Annotated in this window: 32 protein-coding genes and 1 tRNA gene; 11 read left to right on the top strand and 22 right to left on the bottom strand. The window is 54.1% G+C overall.

Annotated features, from left to right (window positions below; genetic code table 11):
• Positions 1-39: 39 nt before the first annotated feature.
• From VRY85_RS02495 to VRY85_RS02455, 9 genes are all read right to left on the bottom strand, one after another.
• Complete coding sequence (locus VRY85_RS02495) at positions 40-1,299, bottom strand: hypothetical protein (RefSeq protein WP_414597023.1); 1,260 nt, start codon at positions 1,297-1,299, stop codon at positions 40-42.
• A gap of 98 nt (positions 1,300-1,397) precedes the next feature.
• Positions 1,398-2,462 carry a pseudaminic acid synthase gene (pseI, locus tag VRY85_RS02490; RefSeq protein WP_414597022.1) on the bottom strand — a complete coding sequence of 355 codons (1,065 nt, stop codon included), beginning with the start codon at positions 2,460-2,462 and terminating at the stop codon, positions 1,398-1,400.
• On the bottom strand, positions 2,455-3,060 hold the full coding sequence (locus tag VRY85_RS02485) for a hypothetical protein (RefSeq protein WP_414597021.1): 606 nt from the start codon (positions 3,058-3,060) through the stop codon (positions 2,455-2,457). Before VRY85_RS02485 ends, pseI begins: the two co-directional genes overlap by 8 nt.
• Positions 3,061-3,088: 28 nt before the next feature.
• A complete protein-coding gene (gene pseG, locus VRY85_RS02480; RefSeq protein ID WP_414597020.1) occupies positions 3,089-4,201 on the bottom strand; it encodes a UDP-2,4-diacetamido-2,4,6-trideoxy-beta-L-altropyranose hydrolase in 1,113 nt (370 codons plus the stop codon).
• A complete protein-coding gene (pseF, locus tag VRY85_RS02475; RefSeq protein WP_414597019.1) occupies positions 4,201-4,893 on the bottom strand; it encodes a pseudaminic acid cytidylyltransferase in 693 nt (230 codons plus the stop codon). The genes pseG and pseF overlap by 1 nt, the downstream gene beginning before the upstream one ends.
• Positions 4,890-6,050, bottom strand: a complete 1,161-nt coding sequence (gene pseC, locus VRY85_RS02470) for a UDP-4-amino-4,6-dideoxy-N-acetyl-beta-L-altrosamine transaminase (RefSeq protein ID WP_414597018.1) — start codon at positions 6,048-6,050, stop codon at positions 4,890-4,892. Before pseC ends, pseF begins: the two co-directional genes overlap by 4 nt.
• A 3-nt stretch (positions 6,051-6,053) precedes the next feature.
• Positions 6,054-7,052, bottom strand: a complete 999-nt coding sequence (pseB, locus tag VRY85_RS02465; RefSeq protein ID WP_414597017.1) for a UDP-N-acetylglucosamine 4,6-dehydratase (inverting) — start codon at positions 7,050-7,052, stop codon at positions 6,054-6,056.
• A gap of 30 nt (positions 7,053-7,082) precedes the next feature.
• Positions 7,083-8,882, bottom strand: a complete 1,800-nt coding sequence (locus VRY85_RS02460; RefSeq protein WP_414597016.1) for an ABC transporter ATP-binding protein — start codon at positions 8,880-8,882, stop codon at positions 7,083-7,085.
• Positions 8,879-9,253 (bottom strand): MarR family EPS-associated transcriptional regulator, encoded by a 375-nt coding sequence (locus VRY85_RS02455; RefSeq protein WP_414597015.1) that lies wholly within the window; start codon positions 9,251-9,253, stop codon positions 8,879-8,881. The genes VRY85_RS02460 and VRY85_RS02455 overlap by 4 nt, the downstream gene beginning before the upstream one ends.
• A gap of 1,000 nt (positions 9,254-10,253) precedes the next feature.
• On the opposite strand from VRY85_RS02455, the gene VRY85_RS02450 reads away from it, so the two are divergent.
• Both VRY85_RS02450 and rfbD read left to right on the top strand, forming a co-directional pair.
• The gene (locus VRY85_RS02450) at positions 10,254-11,096 is read left to right on the top strand and encodes a glycosyltransferase (protein ID WP_414597014.1); all 843 of its coding nucleotides are present in this window, start codon (positions 10,254-10,256) and stop codon (positions 11,094-11,096) included.
• 33 nt (positions 11,097-11,129) lie between these two features.
• Positions 11,130-12,017: a dTDP-4-dehydrorhamnose reductase gene (gene rfbD / locus VRY85_RS02445; protein WP_414597013.1), complete on the top strand. Its 888-nt coding sequence runs from the start codon at positions 11,130-11,132 to the stop codon at positions 12,015-12,017.
• A 41-nt stretch (positions 12,018-12,058) separates the two neighbouring features.
• Here the strand turns inward: rfbD and VRY85_RS02440 are convergent, their stop codons facing one another.
• The 3 genes from VRY85_RS02440 to nusG (VRY85_RS02430) all read right to left on the bottom strand — a co-directional run bounded on the left by VRY85_RS02440 (position 12,059) and on the right by nusG (VRY85_RS02430) (position 12,912).
• The gene (locus tag VRY85_RS02440; RefSeq protein WP_414597006.1) at positions 12,059-12,373 is read right to left on the bottom strand and encodes a CopG family antitoxin; all 315 of its coding nucleotides are present in this window, start codon (positions 12,371-12,373) and stop codon (positions 12,059-12,061) included.
• Positions 12,360-12,662, bottom strand: a complete 303-nt coding sequence (locus tag VRY85_RS02435) for an ADP-ribosyl-(dinitrogen reductase) hydrolase (RefSeq protein WP_414597005.1) — start codon at positions 12,660-12,662, stop codon at positions 12,360-12,362. The genes VRY85_RS02440 and VRY85_RS02435 overlap by 14 nt, the downstream gene beginning before the upstream one ends.
• A gap of 103 nt (positions 12,663-12,765) precedes the next feature.
• On the bottom strand, positions 12,766-12,912 hold the full coding sequence (gene nusG, locus VRY85_RS02430) for a transcription termination/antitermination protein NusG (protein WP_414597012.1): 147 nt from the start codon (positions 12,910-12,912) through the stop codon (positions 12,766-12,768).
• Between the two features lie 338 nt (positions 12,913-13,250).
• Here nusG (VRY85_RS02430) and VRY85_RS02425 point away from each other — a divergent pair, with 338 nt between their 5' ends.
• Together VRY85_RS02425 and VRY85_RS02420 are read left to right on the top strand one after the other, a co-directional pair.
• A complete protein-coding gene (locus VRY85_RS02425) occupies positions 13,251-13,508 on the top strand; it encodes a type II toxin-antitoxin system HicA family toxin (RefSeq protein WP_414597011.1) in 258 nt (85 codons plus the stop codon).
• On the top strand, positions 13,505-13,840 hold the full coding sequence (locus tag VRY85_RS02420) for a type II toxin-antitoxin system HicB family antitoxin (RefSeq protein WP_414597010.1): 336 nt from the start codon (positions 13,505-13,507) through the stop codon (positions 13,838-13,840). The genes VRY85_RS02425 and VRY85_RS02420 overlap by 4 nt, the downstream gene beginning before the upstream one ends.
• A 117-nt stretch (positions 13,841-13,957) precedes the next feature.
• Here VRY85_RS02420 and VRY85_RS02415 read toward each other — a convergent pair whose 3' ends face one another.
• From VRY85_RS02415 to nusG (VRY85_RS02390), 6 genes are all read right to left on the bottom strand, one after another.
• Positions 13,958-14,398 carry a type II toxin-antitoxin system VapC family toxin gene (locus VRY85_RS02415; RefSeq protein WP_414597009.1) on the bottom strand — a complete coding sequence of 147 codons (441 nt, stop codon included), beginning with the start codon at positions 14,396-14,398 and terminating at the stop codon, positions 13,958-13,960.
• Positions 14,395-14,649 carry a type II toxin-antitoxin system Phd/YefM family antitoxin gene (locus VRY85_RS02410; RefSeq protein WP_414597008.1) on the bottom strand — a complete coding sequence of 85 codons (255 nt, stop codon included), beginning with the start codon at positions 14,647-14,649 and terminating at the stop codon, positions 14,395-14,397. Before VRY85_RS02410 ends, VRY85_RS02415 begins: the two co-directional genes overlap by 4 nt.
• Before the next feature lie 366 nt (positions 14,650-15,015).
• Positions 15,016-15,264: a helix-turn-helix domain-containing protein gene (locus VRY85_RS02405; protein ID WP_414597007.1), complete on the bottom strand. Its 249-nt coding sequence runs from the start codon at positions 15,262-15,264 to the stop codon at positions 15,016-15,018.
• 318 nt (positions 15,265-15,582) lie between these two features.
• Complete coding sequence (locus VRY85_RS02400; protein WP_414597006.1) at positions 15,583-15,897, bottom strand: CopG family antitoxin; 315 nt, start codon at positions 15,895-15,897, stop codon at positions 15,583-15,585.
• Positions 15,884-16,186, bottom strand: a complete 303-nt coding sequence (locus VRY85_RS02395) for an ADP-ribosyl-(dinitrogen reductase) hydrolase (protein WP_414597005.1) — start codon at positions 16,184-16,186, stop codon at positions 15,884-15,886. The genes VRY85_RS02400 and VRY85_RS02395 overlap by 14 nt, the downstream gene beginning before the upstream one ends.
• A 103-nt stretch (positions 16,187-16,289) precedes the next feature.
• Positions 16,290-16,808, bottom strand: a complete 519-nt coding sequence (gene nusG / locus VRY85_RS02390) for a transcription termination/antitermination protein NusG (RefSeq protein ID WP_414597004.1) — start codon at positions 16,806-16,808, stop codon at positions 16,290-16,292.
• A 286-nt stretch (positions 16,809-17,094) separates the two neighbouring features.
• Between nusG (VRY85_RS02390) and rfbC the strand changes: the two genes are divergently transcribed.
• On the top strand, positions 17,095-17,640 hold the full coding sequence (rfbC, locus tag VRY85_RS02385) for a dTDP-4-dehydrorhamnose 3,5-epimerase (RefSeq protein WP_414597244.1): 546 nt from the start codon (positions 17,095-17,097) through the stop codon (positions 17,638-17,640).
• A 64-nt stretch (positions 17,641-17,704) separates the two neighbouring features.
• On the opposite strand, the gene VRY85_RS02380 is transcribed toward rfbC, so the two are convergent.
• From VRY85_RS02380 to galE, 3 genes are all read right to left on the bottom strand, one after another.
• Positions 17,705-18,130 (bottom strand): type II toxin-antitoxin system VapC family toxin, encoded by a 426-nt coding sequence (locus VRY85_RS02380; protein WP_414597003.1) that lies wholly within the window; start codon positions 18,128-18,130, stop codon positions 17,705-17,707.
• Complete coding sequence (locus VRY85_RS02375; RefSeq protein ID WP_414597002.1) at positions 18,127-18,378, bottom strand: FitA-like ribbon-helix-helix domain-containing protein; 252 nt, start codon at positions 18,376-18,378, stop codon at positions 18,127-18,129. Before VRY85_RS02375 ends, VRY85_RS02380 begins: the two co-directional genes overlap by 4 nt.
• A gap of 139 nt (positions 18,379-18,517) precedes the next feature.
• Positions 18,518-19,513: a UDP-glucose 4-epimerase GalE gene (gene galE / locus VRY85_RS02370; RefSeq protein ID WP_414597001.1), complete on the bottom strand. Its 996-nt coding sequence runs from the start codon at positions 19,511-19,513 to the stop codon at positions 18,518-18,520.
• A 147-nt stretch (positions 19,514-19,660) separates the two neighbouring features.
• Between galE and VRY85_RS02365 the strand changes: the two genes are divergently transcribed.
• The 6 genes from VRY85_RS02365 (at position 19,661) to VRY85_RS02340 (ending at position 24,792) form a co-directional block, all read left to right on the top strand.
• Positions 19,661-20,095 (top strand): PD-(D/E)XK nuclease family transposase, encoded by a 435-nt coding sequence (locus tag VRY85_RS02365; RefSeq protein ID WP_414597000.1) that lies wholly within the window; start codon positions 19,661-19,663, stop codon positions 20,093-20,095.
• A 92-nt stretch (positions 20,096-20,187) separates the two neighbouring features.
• Positions 20,188-20,490, top strand: a complete 303-nt coding sequence (locus tag VRY85_RS02360; protein ID WP_414596999.1) for a hypothetical protein — start codon at positions 20,188-20,190, stop codon at positions 20,488-20,490.
• A gap of 41 nt (positions 20,491-20,531) precedes the next feature.
• Positions 20,532-22,958 (top strand): mechanosensitive ion channel domain-containing protein, encoded by a 2,427-nt coding sequence (locus VRY85_RS02355; protein WP_414596998.1) that lies wholly within the window; start codon positions 20,532-20,534, stop codon positions 22,956-22,958.
• A gap of 95 nt (positions 22,959-23,053) precedes the next feature.
• Positions 23,054-23,782 carry a transposase gene (locus tag VRY85_RS02350; RefSeq protein ID WP_414596997.1) on the top strand — a complete coding sequence of 243 codons (729 nt, stop codon included), beginning with the start codon at positions 23,054-23,056 and terminating at the stop codon, positions 23,780-23,782.
• 117 nt (positions 23,783-23,899) lie between these two features.
• Positions 23,900-23,975, top strand: a tRNA-Gly gene (locus VRY85_RS02345).
• A gap of 151 nt (positions 23,976-24,126) precedes the next feature.
• Entirely contained in the window at positions 24,127-24,792 is a 666-nt protein-coding gene (locus VRY85_RS02340) for a 7-cyano-7-deazaguanine/7-aminomethyl-7-deazaguanine transporter (protein WP_414596996.1), read from the top strand.
• A 67-nt stretch (positions 24,793-24,859) separates the two neighbouring features.
• On the opposite strand, the gene VRY85_RS02335 is transcribed toward VRY85_RS02340, so the two are convergent.
• Positions 24,860-26,437, bottom strand: coding sequence for an ABC transporter substrate-binding protein (locus tag VRY85_RS02335; protein ID WP_414596995.1), 1,578 nt, complete (start codon positions 26,435-26,437; stop codon positions 24,860-24,862).
• Between the last annotated feature and the right edge of the window lie 26 nt (positions 26,438-26,463).

Here is a 26,463-nt window from a genome sequence, read left to right as displayed (position 1 = left end):
ACTATTTTTTTATTTATAGTGCGACATAATGCGAAAGTTTCATAATTTTTTGTTGAGTGGTTTGTGTTGTGATTTTTCAAACATAATTTTTATGGCCTGCTCTATAGTTTTGGTGTTTGAGGATTGTAAGAAGGGTTCTTTTTTTTGAACTGAATTTACCCAATTTCTTATGTCTTCGAAAGTGGCTTCTTTTTTTTCTAAGTAACCTGATTGTTCGAGATCGGTGAAATAGTTTTCATATTTCCTTCCTTTTTTTAATATAGAGGAGAGCGCCAATGTTTGAATTCCCATGTATGCAGCCTCATAGCTAACCATAGAGCACATTGTGATATGCCCAGTGCACTGAGAGAGAATGGATGGTAAAGGTTTGTGGGTTGATTCTTCCCAGTCACAGTTTGGGTGCTTTTTAATGAAATTATCCATGAAATTGAATAGTTTTTTATATTTTTCTGGTTGTCTGTATTGAACGGGATGAAATCTAAAACGCCAATATACTGTTTCATGAGATAAGGATATTACATCTTCAATTTCTTTGTGAAATAAGCCGTTTTCTAGTTTACTATCAAAACCATCTTTAGCGTCTATGCCGGATGCGTAACCCCATTGCAAAGAAATAAGTATTTCTTTTTCGTAATTTTTATTTGATAGCGGGGGCTTCCATTCTTCTGGTAAAGATTTTGCGTTTTCTTTATTGAATCTTTTAAGAAATGGGTGTTCTATTTCAATTATTTTTACGCCTTTTTTCTCGAGCGCGCTAAAAGTCTTTGTTGATACTGTGTCTAGTGATAGTATTGCTCGAGGTAAGTTTTTTTTATTTTTTTTGTCCCAGTTCCAAGGTATAGGGTTGTATCCTATTCCATGAAGTAATTCAACATGAAAAATACCTAAATCCCATGCTGCTTCACATAAAATGTCGTTGCATCCGATGGTGATAATGATATTAGGGCTGGATTTTTCAAAAATCTTTTTATAAAAATTAATAGTAGAATTTTTGCTTATTCCTATTTTTTTATATATTAGTGATAATAAGAAACTGAAATTGCATAATATGGGGCTTCCAAAGGCTTCGGCAGCACCTAATTTCGACCAGGGGTGTGCTATCGTCTGGCACACGTAACCTAACTTCTCTAGCTCTTCTCTAAATGAATCTATTAAGGGTGAGTAGGCTTTCCCATTTAAATCAACTCCCCTGTCTGCGTCATGGCAAAATAATAAAACATCACATTTTTTTATTTTTTTGCTAGTGTCTTTTATGTTTATATGGCGTAGCTTTTTTATTTTTGATTTTATTTTAAACATTTCTATGTTAAGTGGTCAAGGCTCGTTTTTCTTAATAAATCCTACATGACCTAATGAGCCAGCAGTACTTTTCAGCTTAAGTGTCTAATGCAAATGTTTCAGTCGGTCGGGGAGATGTTCAACGCCTCTCTAGTAACGGGCGTGTTGGCGCTAACCTCACATCCAACCACTTTTCCAATCACTTCATCCAAATACTTCGGTGCCAACCCATATCCTGGCCGAACACTCCGAACGCAATCCTCGGTAATCACATCTCCAGCCTTCATATCTTTCACAAAGTACAAAGAGCGGCGGAATTGGGCGTTGCTCTGCTCGCTCGATTTACGAGCGTAACTTATCTCACCTAGTGCGGCCCAAGCAGTTTTGCTGTCGCGACACAGGGCCGCAAGCTCTGCCGGCTCCAGCGAGAAACTGTCGTCCGGCCCACCGCCACTACGGTCGAGCGTGAAATGCTTTTCGATGATTGAAGCGCCGAGCACCACGCTGGCGATAGCGGTGGTGTTGTCCAATGTATGGTCGGAAAGCCCAGTAACCAGTCCAAAGCGCTGAATCATGTCCGGTATGGTTCGCAGGTTGTAATCCTCCGCCGGCGCTGGGTAACCGCTAACGCAATGAAGAATCGCCAACTCTTTACAACCGCCTTCGCGTGCAGCTTCGACGGCTTCTTGGATTTCTTCAGCATCAGCCATGCCGGTGGAAATAATCATCGGCTTGCCAGTGCTGGCCACGTATTTGATCAATGGCAAGTCAACAGCCTCGAAGGAGGCAATCTTGTAGGCAGGGGCGTTGAGGTCTTCAAGCAGGTCGACGGCAGTGTTGTCGAAGGGCGAGCTGAAGATCGTGATTTCGTTCTTACGCGCATGCTCGAACAGCGGCTTGTGCCATTCCCAGGGGGTATGCGCCCACTCGTACAGGTCATAGAGCGTTCTACCAGCCCACAAACCGTCAGTAATTTGGAAATCAGGCAAGTCAGATTTCAATGTAATGGTATCGGGGCGATAGGTCTGGATCTTTATCGCATCAGCCCCTGCACGCTTGGCTTCCTCAATGATGCGCAGAGCTGCCTTGAGATCACCGTTATGGTTGGCGGACATTTCGGCGATGATGTAAGGAGCGCAGCCGTCACCAATATCACGGCCATCGATGTTGATGCGGTTAACCATTGAACTTCTCCAGTACAATTTTGTATTTCTTGCCGTGCAGCTCGAAGAACGCGGGAAAGCGCTGCGGATCACAGACCCGAATCCTGTCGAATTGACTAGCGATACTTTTTGACGGGTCGATTTGACTGTCGGAGGGTGAGCGACGCGGGTAATACGTAGGCTCGATACTAATGTCTTGCTCCACAGGCATGATGCTGCTGAACTCCCGCACTGCAAAATCGATGAGCTCAATTTCGGCGCCGAACAGACACTTATTTATCTCATCCCAAAGCGCGTCCTTGGGAATTGCAAATCGGACCTTCTGCCAGATGCGGCCACTGTCGACCTTGTCTTCGGCCTCCAGAAGACTGAGGGTGATTTCCTCCGCGCCCCCGATGATCTCCCAAATGTACGGGCTCCAGCCTCGGCCTTTGGGAAGGTCACTTGCATGCAGCACGAGGCTGGCGCGGTAGGCCGAGCGATCAGCGGCGCTTACAATCTCGGAGCAGGAAATCAGAAACAGAATATCGCCGCCAGAAAGGTCGCTTTTTTTCCGAACGATCTCGATCTCATGAGCGTTTTTCTGTTTCGCAATCCAGCTATGCAGATACTCGTTCACGGGGTGCTGCTCGTCGCTACACAGCAGACTAATTCTCATATTTAGCCTTGTTGGTAAGGTTTTCGATGACTCGCACTGCCCCTAGTCCATCGGTAACAGCTAGTGCTGCCGTAGTCATTGAGGAAAGTTTTCGAGACTCGATAAGTTGAGGAGAGATTAACGGTTGCCTCTCTAATTCTTTGCCATCAACCAGCTGTGCCGCTCCGCTGTAATACAGGGCTTGCGCGATAGCGCGTTGATTGTCTGCCAGCACCAACATTATGGTTGGGAGTCCAAGACAGCAACGCTCCCAGGAAGTCGCCCCCGCCGCCCCTATCGCCAGGTCACTATCAGCCATAAGTTGCGCCATGTCTTTTACCCCAACCTCTACTTGCGTCGACCACGGCATGTCGTGTGCCACCCGTTCTACTTCGGCCAGCCAGGGCGCGGTTGCGCCCATGACTACGGTGATTCGGCAGTCTGCCGGGAGTGGGCAGGAACGCAGTGCCTCAAGTACCTGGCCAGTGGCGTTGTCCTTGTCGACGCCGCCCATGGTGATCAGCAACTGGCGTAATTGCGTTTCGGCGCGGCGTTGCAGGCTGTAGGGGCGCAGTGCGGCAAATTCCGGGCGCAGCAGGGCGTATTGCGAGCCGCACAGAAGGGCGCAGCTGGCTGGCACCCATGCACGGTAGTCCTCGGCCTTGCGGGAATAGGTCTGATCCAGCAGCAGGTTGCACTCGTGCGGTCGGTCGGCCAGGTCATCGATGACCATCAGCCGTCGGTAATGGGGCTTGAGCGCACGCTCCCAGCGGGCATCAAGTGCGTAATGGTCCAGGATCAACCAATCCGGCTGGAGATCGGCAAGGATGGGCGCGCAGGCTTCGGCATCCTGAGCCTGGGTGGCACCGAGCCAGTGGCTATGTGTGGGCTGTTGCGTCTCGTTGTTTAGGAGGAGCGCCTTATCGGATGCTTGCGGTTCCGACAAGGCATGTACGGTGTAGCCTCGGCTGCGGACGAACTCGATCAGGTTACCTAGGTGTGCACGGCTTATGAACTGGCAGTTGGCTCCTCGTGCAGCAAGCGCATCAGCCAATGTCAGGCAGCGCATCACATGGCCGGTGCCTATCTCGATAGATGCGTCGGCGCGAAAGACAACGTTCATCAGCCCTGCGCCTTCATGGCTTTGAACAACCATTCGGCTCGCAGCCAGTCTTCCGGCGTGTCGATGTCCTGGACCCGATGACGGGGCAGCATCACTGGCAGCGAAGCCGGATTGAAGATCATCTTGCCCTGCAGCCAGGCATCGGCACGGCCCCAATAGAACTGACCAGCATCGTGATAGGCCTCCTCCAGGTCCTGCGAGCGAGTGGTGAAGTGTTCAGGATTGAACATTTCGACTCTCCCTTCGCGAGTGAGACGAAGGGCGCGCTGGATGGGGAAGGCATAGCTGGTTACCGAGAACGCGTAATCGCTCCCGCTACCCTGCAGGATCTCCAGCCCCCGTCGCAGATCTTCGGCGCGAATGAAGGGCGCTGTGGCGTACAGGCAGCAGGCCTGTTCCACAGTTCGCCCCTGGCTGTTGATCATCTCGATGGCGTGCCGAATCACCGGAATGGTTCCAGTATGGTCATCGGACAGCTCCAGCGGCCGCATGAAAGGAACCTCGGCACCGTACTGGCGAGCCACCTCGGCAATCTCGTCGTCGTCCGTTGATACGATGATGTGGTCGAAACAGCCACTTTCCAGGGCGGCTTCGATGGACCAGGCGATCATCGGCTTGCCGCAGAACGGTTTGATGTTCTTGCGGAGTATCCGCTTGCTGCCGCCTCGGGCCGGGATGATCGCCAGCTTCATGCTGCTACTGCCTTGCGCACGGCTGCGACGACCTCATCCTGCTGCGCCTCGGTCATGGTTTGGAACATCGGCAAGCTGATGGCTTTGGCGTAGTAGCTTTCCGCCTCGGGGAAGTCTCCGGCCTGGAAGCCCATGCGCTGGTAGTACGGCTGAAGATGCACCGGGATGTAATGCAGGTTCACGCCAATGCCCTGTTCGCGCAGCGCTTCGAACACCTGGCGATGGGTCCTGGTGATCTTGTCCAGCTGCAGGCGGATGACATAGAGGTGCAGACCGGAGTAGCTGTCCGGATGCTGCCAGGGGGTGGTGACGGGCAGGCCGGCGAGCAAGTCGTCGTAGCGGTTGGCCAACTGGTGACGACGCGCCACGAACTGATCCAGGCGCTCCATCTGACTGTTGCCGAGGGCGGCCTGTAGCTCGGTCATCCGGTAGTTGAAGCCCAGATCGATCTGCTGGTAGTACCAGGGACCATCGGCCTCATGGGTCATCTGCGCTGGTTCACGAGTAATGCCGTGGCTGCGCAGCAGCGCCATCCTGTTCGCCAACTCTGCGTCGTTGGTCAGCGCCATGCCGCCTTCGGCGGTGGTGATGATCTTGACGGGGTGGAAACTGAAAACGGTGATGTCGCTGTAGCGGCAGTTGCCGATGAACTCATTCCGGTACTTGCCGCCGATGGCGTGGGAGGCGTCCTCTATGACCTTGATGCCATAGCGCTGCGCCAGGGCATGGATGGCCTGCATGTCACACGGCTGGCCACACAGGTGTACCGCCACGACAACTTTGGGCAGCTTGCCTTGACGCTCGGCTATTTCCAACTTATCTTGCAGTGCTTTTGGGCACAGGTTGTAAGTGTGAGGGTCAATATCAACAAAATCCACCTCCGCACCACAATACAAGCCGCAGTTGGCTGATGCGACAAAGGTGATAGGCGAGGTCCAGAGCCAGTCTCCTTGCTCCAAGCCGAGCGCGAGGCAGGCAATATGCAAGGCCGAAGTCGCACTATTGACTGCAACTGCGTATTTTGCGCCCACATGATTAGCAACCGTTTGCTCAAAAGCGGGAACTTGTGGCCCTTGCGTAAGGAAGTCGGATTGCAGAACACTTACCACGGCGTCAATGTCAGCTTGGGTAATGTCCTGTCTGCCGTATGGAATCATGGCCTAGATACTCCCGATCTTCTCTTTGTTCTCTTCAAGCCAGGCTTGCAAGTCGCCATCGCTCATCCAATCGCTATTGTTGTCGCTTGCGTAGACAAAGTCTTCGGGCACTTTTTTGCCATCTTTGATTCGTTTGGGGTCTGTGGCCCAGTGGTTGATAGTCGGCAGGATTTTGTAATGTTCAGGGTATTCGTAGGTGTAGTAAGAGTCTTCGGCACTGATCATCTGTTCATGCAATTTTTCGCCGGGGCGGATGCCGATGATTTCCTGTTTGCATTCAGGCGCAATTATCCGGGCAAGGTCTGTCACCTTCATCGACGGGATTTTCTTCACGTAGATTTCTCCGCCAATCATGTCTTCAAATGCATGCCAAACCAGTTCAACACCTTGCTCCAGAGAGATCATGAAGCGGGTCATACGCTCGTCAGTAATCGGTAGTACGCCGTTGTCTTTGATCGACATAAAGAATGGAATTACCGAACCGCGGGATCCCATGACATTGCCGTAGCGCACCACGGAAAAGCGCGTGCCATGCTCGCCTGAATAGGAATTTCCTGCAACAAAAAGTTTGTCTGAAGTAAGTTTGGTGGCACCATACAGGTTGATCGGGCTGCTGGCTTTGTCGGTCGAGAGTGCAACTACGCCCTTGACCTTTTTGTCGATGCTGGCATCGATCAAGTTCATGGCACCTATCACATTGGTTTTTACGCACTCAAAGGGGTTGTACTCTGCGGTGGGAACGATTTTGGTTGCCGCCGCGTGAACAACGTAATCCACACCATCCAAAGCACGGTACAGGCGGTCTTTGTCGCGGACATCACCAATGAAGAAACGCACGCGATCATCGTTTCCGTAATTTTTCGCCATGTCCCATTGCTTCATCTCATCACGGGAGAAGATGATTATTTTTTTGGGATTGTATTTGGCCAGGGTCATGGGAACAAAGGTGTTGCCGAATGAGCCGGTGCCGCCGGTGATGAGGATAGTGGAGTTTTTTAGCATCAAGCGTCTCTTGTGTGTTGCTTTATGTAATCAGGCAAATTGAGCCATTTTTTGGAATTTCGAGTTTTTTTCGACTAACTCTGGGTAGCTGCCCTGATCAACGAGCTTGCCTTTTTCCATTAAGAAAATGTGGCTGCAGGGTTTTACAGTTTTCAGGCGGTGTGCAATTAGAATAATGGTGCGCTGGCCGCTGAGCTCATGAATGGCATCCATAATAATTTTTTCGGTGATCCCGTCAAGGGCACTGGTGGCTTCATCGAAGACAAGTACGCTGGCATTGTTGTACAAGGCGCGGGCGATTCCGATGCGCTGACGCTGGCCTCCAGAAAGCTTGACTCCGCGTTCGCCTACCTTGGTGTTAAGGCCATCGGCCAGGCTATTAACGAGTTCTTCTAGGTGAGCAAGCTTTAATGCTTGTTTCACCTGTTCCAGGTTGATTTCTGATTTTTTTATGCCGAATGCGATGTTTTCTGCAATGCTGCCTTCGCTTAAAAAAATGCTTTGTGGAACGAAGCCAATATTGGCTTGCCAGGCCTGTTTGTTTTCTTCTGTTATTGGGGTGTTATCTAGCTTTAGTTCACCTTTGCCCGGTTTGATCAGGCCTAGGATCAGATCGATGGCGGTAGATTTGCCTGACCCGGATTCGCCGACGAAACCGACCGTGGTATTCAGGGGGATGGTCAGGTTTATGTCGTCTAACGCCGGTTTGCTTGCATTTGGGTAGGTAAAGCTTATGCCTTGCAAGCAGATGGCTGTGTAATCGTGGGTGTTTAGTTTTGAATTTTCATGCGCCTGCTTGGGCTGCGGGTGGGTTTGGTTCTGGCTGGCGATAAGGTCGGGTTTGATCGCTTCGAAGGCTGATGCATTGCCTTTTATGGTGGTAATGCTGCCGTAGATTTGTTGCAGGGCAGGCAAGAGTTTGAAACCTGCCAAGGCATAGACGGCAAGTACAGGAAGGACTTGGCTCAGTACGCCATCGTGCATTTTCAGTAGCACCAGTACCAAGCCTATCATGGCGCCGAAGGCGATAAGTTCCATGAAATAGCGCGGGGTTTGGCTAAGGGTGTTGTTAACTGCTTGCGCTCTTGCCTGGGTTTTTCCGCTTTCGTTGAACTGGTCAATAAAATCTTGGGTGCGATTAAGCAGCAGAATATCTCTAATCCCGCCAAACCCTTCGTTCATCAGCCGGAAGCGCAGCGTGCTGGTCTCTGAAAGGCGCTCTCCGTTAATCAGCAGGCGGTTTTTAACCAAGCGGTAAATAATCACATAACCACTTATAAATATTGCCAGCCCGGTAATCGCGATTACAGGGCTATAGAGCAAGATGCTGGTGCCAATCAGGATAGCCAGCACTAGGCGGGCATTAAGTTGCATCAAAGGTTGCAAGATGCTGTGCGTCACCCGGCTGCTCTCAGTGGTCACCTGCTTGGTGAGCTGGGCACTGCTGCCGCTGGCGTGGAACAGCCAGTCTTGGTTCAGGTAGTGGGTGTAGAGGCGATCGGAAATTTCCGTACCTGTTTGCATGGCGAAAAGTGATAGTCGCCAGGTAGTGATGATGGAGATTGCCGAAGCCATTCCCAGGGCAACCAGCACGCCTAGCCCTGTTGCAAATAAGAACTGGTTGGTGCTTTGCAAGCCGCTGAATTGGTAGATGGTGGCAATAGTATGGTTAGTTTCTATCAGCTTGGGTTCGGCTACCAGTGCCATAAAGGGGCCGATTGATGCGATTCCAAAGAGCTCCATTACTGCCATCAGTATTACCAGCACTTGCAGGCCATAAAAACGCTTGCGCTGCTCGGGGGTGAGAAGCTGGAAGAGTTGTTTGATCATTTGGGCTGCTCTTCCTGAGGGTGCTGGCTGGCTTCGGTCTTCAGCTCTTCAATTTCCTGCTTCAGTATTTCGTATTCGTGTATTTTTTTCTTCAGGAAGTTGCGCGTCAGTTCAGCCTTGGCTGTAATGCCCGCTGGTGTCAACAGGTAGGCATATGCCAGCTTGTTCTCACTATTCCTGAAGTTCTGCATTTTGATCAGTCCTTTACCAAGCAAAGCGCGCATGCAGTAGTTGGTTTTTCCCAGGCTGATGCCCAAGGCTTGTGCCAGTTCGCGCTGGTTCATGCCGGGGTCGGCTTCCAGCAGACGCAGCACTTTCAGGTGGTGTTCTTCGTAAGGGGAGTCTTGCTGCATAGGGAGGGGAGGTACCATTCAGGCACGCTACCGCCGTGCTGTGACACGGTCAGCAAGCGCCAGTGGTGTTCATGGGTTGAACGCGATCATACCTCAATAGGCTATATGGCCGATAGTAAGGGAGAGGCTTGCGTAGGAATCAGGTAGGATTTTGTTGTTTAAAGCGGCAAAATCTGCCCTAAATTAATCAACCCGACTTGGGGGTGGCCCTGCTACGCAGTAGTTAGCGAATGCCGGTCTTTTGGTGCGGATTTTGTAAGCGCGGGTACATTACAAGCGTTGATATGTGCGACCGGCGCTTAACGAGTTTGCACCGGTTCTGGCTGGGATCGGTTTGGAGCAGGCGCACCACTTTTAAACGGTGTTCTTCGTATGGGGGCTTGCCTCATCGGAGTGGAGGATTATTCAGGTACGCCAGCGCCATGGGTTAACGCGATCAGAAAATTGCAACAAAGCACGTTATGACGGTTTACCCCGGCGTGCTTATCAAGCCTTGCGTTCATGTATAAAGGGCGAGATAAAATATATAATTATTCCAATAAAAATAAAGGTAAATCCTAGAACGGTGAATGAATTTATGGCAGACATAAAGGATTTCAGGGACGAGTTTAATGTTTCTTTTTGGTATTTTGCTAGCCTGCAGTCTGCAACGTATGCTTGGTTTAGCGACAAGCAATCGGAGTCATCAAGAGGTTTTTCAATCATTGATTCGACGGCGAACTGCAGTTCGTGTGCCCTCAGGTCTTTTTCGTAAAGGAAGGGAGTAAGCTGTGTTATGGCTATTGCTGCAGCACTAGCCATAATGCCCCCCAATTTTAAGAAAAATGTATAACTCTGTTTAGAGGTAATAGTTTGAATTATTTTCTCTATGATTTTTGACATTTTCGAAGTGGTATGGGTTGATTGTTAAATTGTTGTTTTATTCTATCGAGCTGGTTTGCGATTGCAAGAAATAAAGTTATTTTATTTGGCTGGCCTGAACTATTCTAGCCATGTGTTCGCTATATGTGGATTGTGATTGTATGTACAACCTCTGGTTCTGATTGCATCGGATGATCATTCTACTGATTCCACCCTTCGCATTCTTTCTGATTTTCAAAAGCGTAGTCGGGTGAATCCGGTCACCCTTATTCAGGGGCCGGCGGTGGGGTTTGCGGGTAACTTCATGGCGCTAACCCGTTATGCGCAAGGCTGGGCCGATTGCTACGCTTGGTCTGACCAGGATGACATCAGGCATGAAGACAAGCTTGAACGCGCCGTGGCCTGGCTGCGTAGGGGGCCGGCCGATGTGCCCGCGCTGTATTGTGGCCGCACACAGTTGGTGAGCGAAGAGAACAACGAGCTGGGTTTATCGGTGTTGTTCAGCAGGAAGCCGACCTTTGCCAATGCCTTGATGCAAAACATTGGCGGCGGCAACACCATGGTGTTTAACGAAGCGGCTTGCCGCCTGCTTGCAAAAACGTTTGTGGGTACCGAAGTGGTGGCCCACGACTGGTGGGCCTACATCATTATTATGGGCGCCGGCGGGCGGGTGTTTTACGACGCCAACCCTTGCTTGCGGTACCGGCAGCATGGGCAAAACCTCATCGGCTCGAATGTGGGCTGGTCTGCCCGTATGGTGCGTGTCAGAAAACTGTTTGAAGGGCGGCTGAAAGATTGGAACGAAACGAATATCCGGGCCTTGGAACAGCACATAGAATGCCTGACGCCTGAAAACAGGAAGATTCTGTACGACTATGCCCGGGCCCGGCAGAGCGCATTGCCCCGGCGTTTGCTGGAAGTCAGGCGTTGTGGTGTGCACCGGCAAACACTGCTGGGCAACCTGGGCCTGTTATTGGCCGTTGTCCTCAAGAAAATATAGCAAAAGGGTTTCGTTTTTTATGGGTGCTTCGACATGAAAATCTTGCTGACCGGCAGAAATGGCCAGTTGGGTTATGAGCTGTTCCGCGTGCTGCCCGCGCTGGGCGAGGTGGTAGCGCCCGCTTCCAGTGAATGCGACCTTTCCGACGCAGAAGCTATTCGTCGCTGGGTGCGTGCGGCACAGCCCGATGTCATTGTGAATGCCGCCGCCTACACGGCGGTGGATCAAGCCGAGCGAGAACCTGAACAGGCACAGGCAGTCAATGCCGTGGCCCCGGGCATCCTGGCTGAAGAAGCTGCGCGTCTGGGGGCGCTAATTGTGCATTATTCAACCGACTATGTGTTCGACGGCAGTAAAGTGGGCAGTGCCTATACGGAAGCCGATGCCCCCAACCCGCTTAACCAGTATGGCGCCAGTAAATTGGCGGGCGAACAGGCGGTGGCTCGGGCCAACCCGCAGCACCTTATTTTGCGCACCAGTTGGGTGGTGGGCAGCCATGGCAATAATTTCCTGAAAACCATGCTGCACCTTGCAGCGGAAAAAGACGAGCTTCGTGTGGTGGCCGACCAGTGGGGCGCGCCGACATCCGCTGCCTTGTTGGCGGATGTCACGGTTCAGCTGCTGCGCCACTACCAACAGCAGCCGCAGGCCTTCCCTTACGGCCTGTACCACTTGGCTGCCGGTGGTGAAACCAACTGGCATGAATATGCCTGCTATGTGGTGGAAAAAGCCCGCCACGCGGGCAAGGCGCTGCGTGTGTCGGCAGAGGCCATTCACCCGATTCGCACCGACGAATACTCATCACCGGCGCGGCGCCCGCTGAATTCCCGCTTGTCTACTATCCGCTTGCAGCACGCGTTTGGTGTACGCCTGCCGGATTGGCGCGAGGGTGTCGACGGTGTGCTGGAACAGCTGTTGTGAGTATGCGCTTGCTGAGTGAAATAGGCTGGACTGCAGCGTAATTACGCTACTTTCTCCGACGTGTTTTCTTTCTCTGCTGCGATGTATTTTCGCAAAATGCGTCGTGTTTCGGCGTCTGCGAAGCGACGTAACACTTGCCGCATAAGGGGTTGGTACGACATCCCGTGATGTTTTGCGATCATCTTGAAGTCGCTAATCAGTGACTCTTCCAGGCGAATTGAAATTGCTTTCAAGCTGAGCGACTCGTTGATCAGGCTTTCCAAGTCTTCATCATCGACCCGCACGTGGGCTTCGTCTGCGCCCAATAGGCGGTTTTCCCAGTTTTCAGCAGTACTCTTGATCTTAGGCCTCGTCATTGTTTTCTCCATACTTCTTGTATATACGAATTTCTTCGTCGTTCGGCGTATAAGCCGTTTTAATATCTAACCCTGTGGCATAAGGGACGAAGCAAATTTTCAGGCGCAACCCATAGTCGGTTTCAGAGATGAACCAGCGTGTAAGCGGGTTTGTAAGGTTCTCTTCTCTATCGTCAACCAAGAATTTGCCTGTTCTGTTTGCAAAGCACTGGGCGATATCCTCCTCAGTAATCGGAGGGTTCTTTTCGGAAAGCTTGGCTTTTATGCGACCGTTGATGCGGAGCTTCATTGTTATCGATATACCTAAGCCAGAGCTTTTTATTGTATATACGACTGGCTGTTAGAGCAACTTTGGGGCGTTGTTTGCTGGTATCGAGCAGACCGTTCTGCGGCTACAACGGCTGCACCTGCCCAATATCCACTTGCACGGATTGCGGGCGGCCCAGCATGTGCAGCAGCAGGGTGACGCGGTCTTTTGATACCGCCTGCACCAGGGCTTGAATGCCCGCTAACGGAGACGCCTGTATTTCGACGGTCATGCCGGGTTTGAAGGGGGCGATGTCGGCCAGTTCGGCGTTTTCGCGCTGGGCCTCTGCTTGCCGGATGGCTTGTACGGCTTCGTCGGCCAGGGTGGCGGGTTGCTGGCCCGGCTTGCTGTACTAGGCTGACAGCTTCTGATCCCACCGCCAGGCGTCTTGGCACATGTCTTCTAGGCCTAGCTTGGCCGTCCACCCCAGCGTTTGCGGGTGAGATTGGCAATAGGGTTGCTCCTTATGAGCCACAGCGCAGCAAGGGCGGACAGAAAAAAAGGCCCGCAGAAGCGGAAGATGAGGAAATGGTTTGCTTGCTCTTGATACTACGTTCCAGTATCATTGGAATGATGAAAGCCAAGCACCGCAAGACGCTCGAACTGATCTTCTCCCGGCCCACGCCGGCGGGCGTCAAATGGAATGACGCGGTTGCGCTATTTGTGGAGCTGGGTGCCGAGATTACCGAGCGAGAAGGCTCCCGGGTAGCTGTGTTTTTGTTCGATCAGGTCAAGGTCATGCACCGCCCGCACCCTTCTCCCGACATGGATAAGGGCGCCGTCGCTTCAGTGCGCCGCTGGCTTGAAGAAAACGGAGTGAAACCATGAAGAATGTGATGATGATCGGCGGCCACAAAGCTGTCATTAGCTATGACCCGGACATCGAAATGTTCCGGGGCGAATTCATCGGCCTGAACGGTGGCGCGGACTTCTACGCATCCGATGTGGCCGGGCTGCATCGTGAAGGCGAAATCTCCCTCGCCGCTTTCATGGACGAATGCGCTAAGCGTGGTATCGAGCCTCGCAAGACCTTCTCCGGAAAGTTTGTGCTGCGCGTCAGCCCCGACATTCACCAAGCCGCTGCGGTCGCCGCTGCGGCCAGCGGAGAAAGCCTCAATCAGTGGGTTGCCGGGGCTATTCAGGAAGCTGCTCACGCCTGACGCCCAAAGAATAGCCCCACTGAAGTGAGGCTGCGTGGAGCGGTGAGCGAGCATGAAAAAGGCGACTCCCGAGCATCGCGGTGAGTATCCGTCGCAGTGGGTGGCGGTGCCCGCCAGTTACGCAAGGTGCTGTGCGAGCGGTTCCCACGGATTGATGAGCGGAACCCCGGTCGCCTGAAAATCCGCCACATTGCGTGTCACCACCGACATTCCATGTACCAGCGCTGTAGCGGCAATGAGCGCGTCGCGTTCGGCGCGTTTGTCGGGAACATGCAGCCGGGCGCAGCGTTGTGCGACTGAGGTATCTATAACCAGAGTCCGCTCAGAAAATTCCGGTAGCACCTGCAGGTCAAGCCATGCGCGTAACGCAGCCCCCTGTGCGGGATCTTTGCGCTCGATTGAAAGCACGCCAAGTTCGAGTTCAAGAATGGTGATGACCGAGACGAAGAGGTGGGAGGCGTCAACGCTTTCGGCCCACGCGGCAACATTAGCATGAGCTTTGCCCGAGCGTACTTTGCGCAACTCAGACAGTACGTTGGTATCGAGGACGTACATCATGAGAGATCGGCGGGCTGGGTGTCAATGTCCAGGCGAGGAGGTTCAAATTCGATGTCAACGCCTTCCGGCATCGCCAAGGCATCGGCAATGTTGCGCCGCTGTTTTATCAGTTGTTGATAGTCTTCGAAACTTAGCAGCACATGCGCGGGCTTGCCGCGATCTGTGATGAACACCGGGCCATTTTTGGTTGCCTTCTTTGCGCGCGTCACATCCTGGTTCAGTTCGCGACTGGATAAGGTAGTGATGGTCATATCTCACTCCATGTAGTGGTACGCGTTGTAGGTACATTACTACGTCTGTGGTGGTGAGGCAATAGTGCGGATTTACGTGGAAGCACTATGCATAGTGGTTATAACGGCTGCACCTGCCCGATATTCGTTTGCCCACAGCGAACCAATGCCTTCGGTAAATTTCGTGCATACGGTAATGAGCATTTTTAGTGCGCAAAGCCATGGCCATTTTGACGTTTCGCATGTGCAGCTGAGTTGCTCCGAGAGGTATGTGCCAAGCGCCTTCATGCCATAGCAGTGCGGTTTTCTCTTGTGCGCCGGCTAGCGAGAAGCGGAAGTCGTCAGTGTCGCCGAATATACCGTTCATCCAAATATCAAGGACGTTCATTACCAGGCCTCAATGGAATCTTCGAAGGGGCGGCGAGGTTCAACAGCCAACTGAGTATCCAGGACGGACAGCACTTCATACACTCTTGCGAAAGCGAGCCCGGAAGCGTCCTTTTCCATGCGGGAAACCGCTTGCTGAGTCGTGTTCAGCTCACGAGCGAGCATGGCCTGGCTCCACCCTTTTTCTTCTCTAAGAGCGCGGATGAGCTGTGAAAGTTGTTCGACTTTCAATAAGGGGACCGGTTTCATGGCCATGCCCTGCAACAAGTTAGGATGAGTGGACCGCAAATGGCGGGGTATTGGGTATAGGGTGTGATTCGTTTACGTCAAATATGTTGTAATCGTGAGATACATCATAAATGATGTAATTGCAGATTACAACAAATAAGGTGTGAATGGGCTGGCAGAGCGGAACTTAGTAGCCATTGCCCGTCAGAGACTGGCACTGAAGGACACCGCCGTCGAGGTGCATATTGAGCAAATCTGAACTCGTTAAGGGTTTGCGATATCGCCTGAAATGCAGTCCCGAAGCGCCTGCCTAGTGTAATAGGTTGGACGGCAGCGCGATTACGCTACTTTTTCCGACGTGTTTTCTTTCTCTGCTGCGATGTATTTTCGCAAAATGCGTCGTGTTTCGGCGTCTGCGAAGCGACGTAACACTTGCCGCATAAGGGGTTGGTACGACATCCCGTGATGTTTTGCGATCATCTTGAAGTCACTGATCAGCGACTCTTCCAGGCGAATTGAAATTGCTTTCAAGCTGAGCGACTCGTTGATCAGGCTTTCCAAGTCTTCATCATCGACCCGCACGTGAGCTTCGTCTGCGCCCAATAGGCGGTTTTCCCAGTTTTCAGCAGTACTCTTGATCTTAGGCCTCGTCATTGTTTTCTCCATACTTCTTGTATATACGAATTTCTTCGTCGTTCGGCGTATAAGCCGTTTTAATATCTAACCCTGTGGCATAAGGGACGAAGCAAATTTTCAGGCGCAACCCATAGTCGGTTTCAGAGATGAACCAGCGTGTAAGCGGATTTGTAAGGTTCTCTTCTCTATCGTCAACCAAGAATTTGCCTGTTCTGTTTGCAAAGCACTGGGCGATATCCTCCTCAGTAATCGGAGGGTTCTTTTCGGAAAGCTTGGCTTTTATGCGACCGTTGATGCGGAGCTTCATTGTTATCGATATACCTAAGCTAGAGCTTTTTATTGTATATACGACTGGCTGTTAGAGCAACTTTGGGGCGTTGTTTGCTGGTATCGAGCAGACCGTTCTGCGGCTACAGGGGCTGCACCTGCCCAATATCCACTTGCACGGATTGCGGGCGGCCCAGCATGTGCAGCAGCAGGGTGACGCGGTCTTTTGATACCGCCTGCACCAGGGCTTGAATGCCCGCTAACGGAGACGCCTGTATTTCGACGGTCATGCCGGGTTTGAAGGGGGCGATGTCGGCCAGTTCGGCGTTTTCGCGCTGGGCTTCTGCTTGCCGGATGGCCTGTACGGCTTCGTCGGCCAGGGTGGCGGGTTGCAGGCCGAACATGACTAAGCGGCTGACGCCGATGGTGGAACGCACGGTGGATAGCGATTGTTGGGGCCGGGTGGGGCGCAGGAACAGGTAGCGGGGGAACATGGGTTCGTGCGCGGTGTGTGCGGGCCGGCCGGCCCGGCGAGACTTTTTGAAGACTTTGAAAAGCGGCAGGTAGGCTTCAAAATCTTGCCGCCGCAAGTGCTCCAGCGCGATCGCTTCTTGGCGAGGCTTGGTGTGAACGACATACCAGGCGGTGGCGGGGTGAGTCATGGCTGTTCAGACATGTTAGCAAATGGGTTTGTTGACCGCAGCCGCAGTGTGTTGCAAAACAGAGCAGTCAATATAGTAAGGATGCTACCCCAGGTGGAACTTTACAATGACAGCCAGGTTTTCTGCGGCTTTGCTGGCGGATGTGTCAGCTCATCCTGTGCGCGACTATCGCCCGTATCAGCAGCCACCGGAAAATTTCTTCTACGGGCTTTATTATCTGGCTGTCCGCGGCAAAGCCCGTTGCTGTAACCGGGCAGCCCGCAGCCCCTGTTCTGAAGTCACCTCCATGAAAATTACACCGCTAGCCATTCCAGACGTTTTGCTGATTCAACCGGAAATTGTGGGCGATGAGCGCGGGTTTTTCTTCGAAAGCTATAGTCAGCGCCAGTTCGATGCGTTGATCGGCCGGCGCATTTCCTTTGTTCAGGATAACCATTCGCGTTCGGTGAAGAATGTGCTTCGGGGGCTGCACTACCAAATTCGGCAATCGCAAGGCAAGCTGGTGCGGGTGGTGCAGGGCGAGATCTTCGATGTGGCGGTGGATATCCGCAAAAGCAGCCCGACATTTGGCCAATGGGTGGGCACGCGTTTAAGTGCTCAGAACAGGCATCAGCTTTGGGTGCCGGAAGGCTTTGCCCATGGTTTTGTGGTGTTGAGCGACGTAGCTGAATGTTTATACAAGGTCAACGATTACTACGCCCCCGAGCACGAGCGCATTATTGCCTGGGACGATGCGGACATTGGCATTGATTGGCCGTTGAGGGGTGAGCCGGTGCTTTCCGCAAAGGATAAAACCGGCATCCGCCTGGCGGACGCTGAAGTGTTTGCCTGAACTTCGAGCCACCGTAACGGCCCGGTAATCCCCGTCTTGCAAGCGCTACTTGCTTATACCGGGGTTAAAGCGTCACGCTCCAGGGGTCAATGATCTCAAGGCGGCAGTCCACAAAATCCTTGACGTTGCGTGTAGCAAGCCGTGCGCCGCGAGACTGGGTGATGGCTGCGATCATGGCGTCGAACTGGCTGATAGGCTTACCACTGTTTTTACGTTCTGCGGCAAGTTCGGCATAGTGATCAGCGGCTTCGTTGTCGAATCCCAAGACTTGTCCGCTAAGGTCATGCGTAAAAATCTGCCGGATTGCGGCAAGCAGAGCGGTTTTGCGCGGCCCTTCAGGCAGCAATTGTGCGCCGTAGAGTAATTCCGCCCGTGTCACCGTAGTGGTGAACAGTGTGGTGCGCGGCTGCGCTGCCAGCCAGGATATGACATGCTCATCCGGCACCGGGCGCAGAATCTCGGATAGTACGTTGGTGTCCAGGATGATCATGCGTCAAAATCCGGCGCAGTACGGATCGCTTCTCGGGGGGCCAGCTCAAGCTCAACGCCGCCCAACGGACGGATACGCGACCGGATCGCTTCGACGAGCGATTGGCCTTGCCCGGGTTGTGCGGAAAGCGCCGAACGAAGGATGTCCCGTGCTTCTTCTTCCATCGAGCGGCCATGCATCGCAGCCTGCACACGCAAGCGTTTTTTGAGCTGCTCGTCTATGTTCCGGATGGTCATTGTCGTTGCCATGATCTGCCTCCGTTAGTCAATGAATTTATTTTAGTCAATGACTAACTACGGATCAAGTTTCTGCCATTAGCGTTGATTTCACCCGGCGCTTTCCGTCAAGCGAGGCAATATCAACACGGCGCCGAGGGGCCGGAGTTCTTTACGGCTGCTGATCCCACCGCCAGGCATCTCTGCACATGTCTTCCAGCCCCAACCTGGCCGTCCACCCCAGAGTTTGTGTGGCGTGGGTGACGTCGGCCCAACAGGCGGCGATGTCGCCGGGGCGGCGGGCGGTGATCTGATACGGAATGTCCTGGCCGCTGGTCTGCGCGTAAGCCTGAATCATTTCAAGCACCGAATAGCCTTTTCCAGTGCCCAGGTTCGTGGTGAGCAGTGCTTGCGGAAGCGACTGGCAATAGTCCAGGGCCGCTTTATGGCCTTCGGCCAGATCCATGACATGTATGTAGTCGCGCACCCCTGTGCCGTCTGGGGTGTCGTAATCGTTGCCGAAGACATTCAGCCGCGGGCGTTGCCCGGTGGCGACTTGCGCGACGAACGGCATCAGGTTGTTGGGAACGCCTTGGGGCGATTCGCCAATCAGCCCGCTGGGATGCGCGCCCGCCGGGTTGAAGTAGCGCAGGCGCGCGATGCGCCAGCCCGATTCGCTGTGGTAGAGGTTCTCCAGAATGTCTTCAACCACCAGTTTGGTATGCCCATAAGGGTTGGTGGCCGAGCGCGGGTGGTCTTCCGTCAGGGGCAGTTTTTGCGGGTCGCCGTAGACGGTGGCGGAAGACGAGAAAATGAAGGTGCGCACCCCTGCCTTCTGCATGGCTTGCAGCAGAGTGACGCTGCCGTGGATGTTGTTGTCGTAATAGGCCAGCGGAATTTGTGTGGATTCCCCTACGGCTTTTAAACCCGCAAAGTGCATGACGGCCTGGATGGGGTGCTCTGCAAACAGGCGATCCAGCAGCGCCGCATCGCGAATATCGCCTTCCACGAAGCCTGGCCGGGTGCCGGTGATAGCCGCAATGGCGTCCACCACTTCGGGGCGGCTGTTGCAGAGGTTATCCAGAATCAATACATCGTGCCCGGCTTGTTGCAGGGTAACGGTAGTGTGGCTGCCGATAAAACCGGTGCCGCCTGTGACGAGAATCATGACGTGCTGGGAATGGGGTTGGGATGGAGGGATTGTAGCGGCTGGCGGGTGTTTTCCCTCATGGATGATTGTTGGTTGGGGTGGTTCTTGTAGAACGGCGGTTTTTATACATTAGGTAGCTCGGTATGACTATATCGGGGTACCTTCATGAACCAGAATCATCCAGCACCACCCGCGCGACCCGTTGGGGCGATCAAGTGCGATCCGCGGCCTGGTCAGCTGTCGCTATGCAATGATGTGGTTTTCAAGACGCTGTTCAGCAAGCAGCTGGCTTTGCTGAGTGATCTGATCAATGCAGTACGGCACGATTTTCCTCCTCTTGTGGTGCGGCGCATTCTGAACCCCAGCATTCTGCCTTCGGACCTGACGGGCAAAGAGATCGTGCTCGACATTCTGGCCGAAGACACCGAAGGTCGCCGCGTGGGAATTGAAATGCAGTTAGGGCGTTTCCGGCATTGGCCAGAACGAAGTGTGTATGGGCTGGCCCGCAACCTGGCGGGGCAATTGCAGGCAGGCGCTTCACATTGCGGGACGACGCGCGCCCGGACATACAGTTGGGCGAAGCCCTGCAACTGCATATAATCGAGCTACGGAAGGCCGAGCGGCTGCGCACTGTTCACGAGCCACTACGCGCCTGGATTACTTGTCTGCTGCACAATCGAGACGAGGTTGCCATGAGCACAATTTCCCATCCCCCCGTCAAAGAGGCGTTGGAACACCTGAAGCACATGTATTCCGACGAAGAGTTCCGCCTGTTGGTTGAACGCCGCGAGCAAGGTCTGGTGGATGCTGAAGATATGTTGGATTATGCGCGGCATGAAGGCGCGGTTGCCAGCGTGGCGACCCAGATCACCCATAAGTTCGGCCCGCTACCAGACTGGGCCAGCGCCCGTCTGACGCACGCCAGCGACGCCGATCTGAAACGCTGGACGCTGCGGGTTCTTGATGCCCAGAACCTGGAAGATATCTTTGCTTAGCTTGTAAATATTGTGCGTTCGCCCCGTGTTACCCTATTTGGATGAAAGCACGTTTCCTGTTGGAACGTGCTTTTTCGATTCCATTGAACAAAACCAAGGGAGAGCGCCGCGTGATGACCTTGCCGGCTTGCAAACACCTTAGCCGGGGCGCATTGTCCCGGGTTCTGGTAATGATTCTCTTTTCCATGCTGCTTGCGCTGGTGCTGGCGTCGCCTTCTGTGGCGCAGTCGGTCAGCGGCGAGGCAGTGGCGCCATCAGGCCCTGAAGCCTCAGCGGCAACGGATGGCGTTTCTTATTCTGCCCTGGCCGACACCCTGGAAGACCCGGCTGCGCGCGACAGGCTTGTCGAGCAGTTGCGGGTTCTGGCGCAAGCCCAGGCCGAGACGCAGGCGGCCGACGCAGCGCCGGTTGAGCCGCCCGCTTCGGGGATTGCCGTGCTGTCGCAGCGAGTGGGCGGCGCGCTGCAGGATTTGACGGCCCAGTTGGGCAGCGATATTGATCAGACCGTGCACGCATTCTCGCGCATCGGTTCCAGCAGCGGGGTGACAGAAGGCAAGCTGGCTTCCTGGATGCCGGCTTTGCGCGTGCTGGCCCTGGTGATTGCGGCCACCTTGCTTGCCTACGCTGTGTTGCGGGCCATTGCGGGCCAGTTGTTCGGCCGCTTGAATCGCTGGATCGAACGCCAGCCTGTTCACGAGGCGGAGCGCGCGCGGCAGGCCGATGGGGGGCTGTCGGGCGATGCCTCGCCTTCGGTTTCCCCGCCACCACCGCACTTTCCCCACCATCGTCGATTACGCCTGACACTCAGTCGCAAGTTGCTGGGTGTCATGCTGGCTTTGGTGGTGGATGTCGGTGCCACGTTATTGGCGGTGCTGGCTGGTTATGTCGTGACGGCGGCGCTGGCGGATCATTCTCGTGCCAGCGGCACGTTCGCTTTCCAGTTCCTGACCGCCTTTGTGCTGATCGAAGTGGTGAAGGCCCTGTCGAGAGCGGTCTTTGCCACGCGTTACGATCACCTGCGCTTGCTGAATTTGCAGCCGGAAACGGCCACTTACTGGAATCGCTGGATTTCCCTGCTCATCGCTCTCACGGGGTACTGCCTGCTGGTGGTGGTGCCGCTGGGACAGGCTGTGCTGGCGCCTTCTGTGGGACGGTTGATCGGGCTGGTCATCATGCTGGGCGTCTACATTACCGCGCTGCGCGTAGTGTGGAGCCAGAAGGCAACGGTACGGACGGGTTTGCTGCGGCGGGCGGAAGCCACTGACGTTTCGCTGTTTGGCACTTTGCTGCGGGCTTTGGCGCGTACCTGGCACTGGCTGGCGTTTGCGTATCTCACCGTGCTGCTGGTGGCCAGCCAGGCTGAACAGGCCGCGGCGCTGGCCTTCATGATGTCGGCGACGGCGCAATCGGTCCTCGTGATTGTGGCGGGCCTGTTGCTGACCGCGGCGTTGTTGCGCCTGGAGTGGCGGCATATCAATCTGCCGGAACACTGGAATCGCAATTTCCCTTTTCTGGAGCGGCGAGTCAACAGTTACAAGACGCCTGCTCTGCGAGGCATCCGCCTGATTCTGGTCATCGTGGTTTCCCTACTGGTGCTGGATGCCTGGCGGGTCTTCGACATGGCCGGATGGTTGGGCTCTGAGCAGGGCAGCGCCACGGTGGCCCTGGTCGTGCGGGTGAGCATTGTGTTGGCGACCGCAGCGCTGGTCTGGACAGTGCTGGCCAGCATGATTGAACATCGCGTGGGCGCCAGCGATGTGCGCCGGGCCAGCGAGCGCGAGAAAACCCTGCTGATGCTGTTCCGTAATGCCGCGGCAATCGTCATCGTGACTATGACGGTGCTGGTGGTGCTGTCGCAGATCGGCATTGACATCGGGCCGCTGATCGCAGGGGCTGGTGTCGTGGGCCTGGCCATTGGTTTTGGGGCCCAGAAACTGGTGCAGGACGTCATTACCGGCGTCTTCATCCAGCTTGAAAACGGCCTGAACCAGAACGACACCGTGGAAGTGGCGGGGCGTTTTGGCACGGTGGAAAAAATCACTGTGCGTTCGGTCGTGATTCGCACGCTGGACGGTGGCTACCACCTGATTCCCTTTTCCGCCATTGATACCGTCAGCAACCACACCCGCGACTTCGGCTACCACTACGCCGAGTACAACATCGCGCACCGCGAAGACGTGGATCAGGCCATGGCCCAGCTGCGCTTGGCCTTCGACGACCTTATGCAAGACTCCGCGCTGGCCAAGGAAGTGCTGTCCGACATCGACATCCCCGGCGTCACCGCCTTGAACGAACGCGGCTTCAGCGTGCGCGTGCTGATCAAAACCACCCCGGGCAACCAGTGGATGATCCAACGCGCCTTCAACCGCCTCGTGAAACAACGCTTCGACGCCGCCGGCATCGAAATCCCCTACCCACACACCGTGTTGCACTTTGCGGATGCTGAAAAGGGGTCTGTCCCGGTTTAAGGTGTTTGTCAGGTGTGAGGGAAGTGTCCCACCCGGGGTAGCGAAAACTGCATTATTTGCTACGCTGGATTGTCTGCCGTTCAAGGAGGGTGGACATGCCTCGGGGTACGCGTTTGGTATTGCCGAATGTGCCGCTGCACATCACGCAGCGGGGGAATAATCGGCAAGCTTGTTTCCACACGTTGATGGACTACCGCTGTTATCTCAAGTGGTTGGGCGAATATGCGGAGCAAACGGGCTGCCGCATTCATGCCTATGCGTTGATGACCAACCACGTGCATCTACTGGTGAGTGCGGATACCAAGACAGCGCCGTCAGCAATGATGAAGGCGTTGAGCCAGCGGTACTCACAGTATTTCAACCGGGTCTACAAGCGTACGGGTACGTTGTGGGAAGGCCGATTCCGTTCTTGCGTGGTCGATGCTGAAGATTACCTGCTGGCTTGCATGCGTTATATCGAACTGAATCCGGTGCGGGCGGGCATGGTGAAGCATCCGGCCGATTATCTCTGGTCGAGCTATCGCGCCAATGCGCAGATGAAGGAATGCACGCTTGTTGAGCCGCATGAGGTTCTGATGCGTTTGCGTTCACACTCGCGCCGAATGCAAGGCACGGGCGCTTATTGCGACCTCTTCCGCGATGAATTGAATGCCGACATCGTGCGTGAAATTCGGCAAGCAACAGGCGGCAATTATGTCGTTGGCAGCGCGAAATTCAGGAAAGCCATCGAAGCCACCCACCGCCGCCGAGCCAAGCCACTCAGAGCCGGCCGCCCTCGCAAAGCAGCGAAAATTGGGGTCTGTCCCGGTTTCAGCGAGCTGTAAGCTTACAAGTACCTGAAACCGGGACAGACCCCTTATGTTTTCAACCAATCTGCTTGCACAATAAAAATTTTGTGTTATAGTTATGGACTTGGATACGCACTAGGCGGTTCAAGCAAAGCGGGAATAGCTCAGTTGGTAGAGCGCAACCTTGCCAAGGTTGAGGTCGCCGGTTCGAGACCGGTTTCCCGCTCCAGAATTTCAAAAAAGGCTCAAGCTTCGGTTTGGGCCTTTTTTTCGTGCCCATTCCTTACAACAACCTTAAACCGGGACAGACCCCATTCCCACCGTATAATGTCCCGCTGGTTTCCATGGGTTCCCTAACCCCATCCATCAAAAAGGTTGTCATGACTCCTGTTTCTGTCCCGCAGTCGCGGGTGCCGTTTTATCTTGCGCTGCTGGTTGCGTTCCATATCTTCATCATCATTGCCAGCAACTACCTGGTGCAGATTCCCATCGATCTGTTTGGCTTTCACAGCACCTGGGGCGCGTTTAGTTTTCCCTTCATTTTTCTGGCGACTGACCTTACCGTGCGCTTGATCGGCAAGGCCGAGGCGCGGCGCGTGATTACTCGTGCGATGATTCCCGCGTTGCTGGCATCCTATGTGGTGTCGGTGCTGTTCCAGGAAGGCAGTTTCAACGGCTTGGGCGCCCTGAGCGAATTCAATACCTTTGTGTTTCGCATCGCTTTTGCCAGTTTTGCTGCGTATGTATTGGGGCAATTATTGGATGTGCAGGTGTTTGACCGCATGCGTCGCAATTATGCGCAGTGGTGGATTGCGCCTGCGGTTGCATCGATATTCGGGCAGGCGCTGGACACCTTGGCCTTTTTCAGCATTGCGTTCTGGCGCAGCAGCAACCCCTTCATGGCCGCTAACTGGGGGGAAATCGCCCTGGTGGATTACGTCATCAAACTGGGGGTGAGCCTGCTGTTCTTTGTGCCCATGTATGGGGTGGCGTTGAACGCCATTGTGCGCACAATCAAGCGGCGGGAAGCGCTGGCGGGTGTTTAGCCGCTACAAGAAAGGAATTCCGAGAATCGCCTTGCCACTTAGGGGGCAGCAAGGCGATCAATTTGGCTTATTTCACAGGTTGCATGAAATAAGGCAACGTTTCTTCGTCGACGCGAGGCGTGAATGTGACCTTGTCAGCTTTAACGCCCCAGACTGATGAGAGTTGAAGGACAGGGATGATTGCAAAGTCCTCCAGAACTGTAGCCATGGATTCCTCGAACAATTTGCGGCGCTCTGCGTCATCCAGGGTGCGCATTGCCTTGGCGATCAGTTCGTCGCTTTTCGGGTTAGAGACATGGGATACGTTAAAGGCTCCCAACCCTTTACTACTATCGTTCGTGTGGGCAATCGAAGACATGGTGTATCCCGCTTCGCCACTGACTGATCCCCATCCTGCCATGGTGAGTACGTAGTCACCGCGAGTGCGGGCAGGAACGAATACTGTCCGTGATATGGCGTTTACGCTGGTGTCAATGCCGATGCGGGAGAACATTTGGCCCAGCGCGCGGCATGTGGCGCCGTCGCCTGGTAAACGATCATTGGTGCAATGCAAGGGCAGCTTGAAGCCATCTGGGTAACCCGCTTCGGCCAGAAGTTCTCGTGCGCGGTCCGGGTCGTAGGCCAGTTCCTTGGGGTTGGGGATGGCACCGAAGAACTTGTCATCGATCAACTGATTGGCAGGCTTGGCAAACCCTTCGAGGGCACGCTCTACGATCGCTTTGCGATTGATGGCCAAGGAAAGGGCCTCGCGCACGCGACGGTCTGCCAGGGGGTTGCTAGGCAGCGGATTGCCATTTTTATCGGTGACCAAGTCGCTTTGGGGGCGATGATCAGGGTACAGCAAGAAAACGTAGATGGATTCCCCTTGGATTTCTTGAGTATCCTTGCTGTTACGCAGGCGCTCGACATCTCCGAAGGGCACGTAGTTGACAACGTCTACCCGATTAGACTGCAGTGCGGCGACTCGGGCTGCATCATTGGAAATTTCAATGAAATTGACTTTTTCCCAAGGTACTTCTCCGCCCCAGTAGTCGGCGTTACGCTGAAGTTCGAAACCTTCGCGGGCGGTAAAAGAAACCAGTTTGAAGGGGCCGGTGCCTATGGCTGCTTTACCGTTGTTGAAGTCTTCGACCGATGCGTTGCCGATGGATTTTGGAACAATGCCCACCCGAGCGAGATCCTGTGGTAACGCAGGGTTTGGCACGCTGGTTGTGATGTGGATGGTGTGCGGGCCAGTGACTTCGACTTCGCTGATATTACGGGTGTTGATGATTAAGCCGCCATCCGGGCCAGCAGCACCTGGTACACGCTCAAGGGAGAACTTGACGTCTTCTGCGGTCAAGGGTGAGCCATCATGAAACTTGACGCCTTGACGAAGCTGGAACTCCCAGGTGTTATCGTCAACCGGTTTCCAGCTTTCGGCCAGACCAGGCTTGATCTGAAGATTTTCATCAAAGGCCACCAAGGCTTCATAAATATTTTTTACCGCCGCAATCTGGTTGCCCAGTGCCATGTAATGCGGGTCCATGGCTTCAGGGCCTGCCCGAACGCCGATCCTGAGTTCCTCGGCTTGTGCCGCCCCTGACAACATGGATAAAGCCATGGTGACGGCGCCTATTAATGCTTTGGTTTTGATGGGTATCATTGTCGTACTCCTTTGGAAAGATAAGC

Origin of the sequence: Achromobacter sp. F4_2707, assembly GCF_047501535.1 — a bacterium.
Classification (GTDB): Bacteria; Pseudomonadota; Gammaproteobacteria; order Burkholderiales; family Burkholderiaceae_B; genus Yanghanlia.
This window is presented reverse-complemented; position numbering and strand designations above follow the sequence as displayed.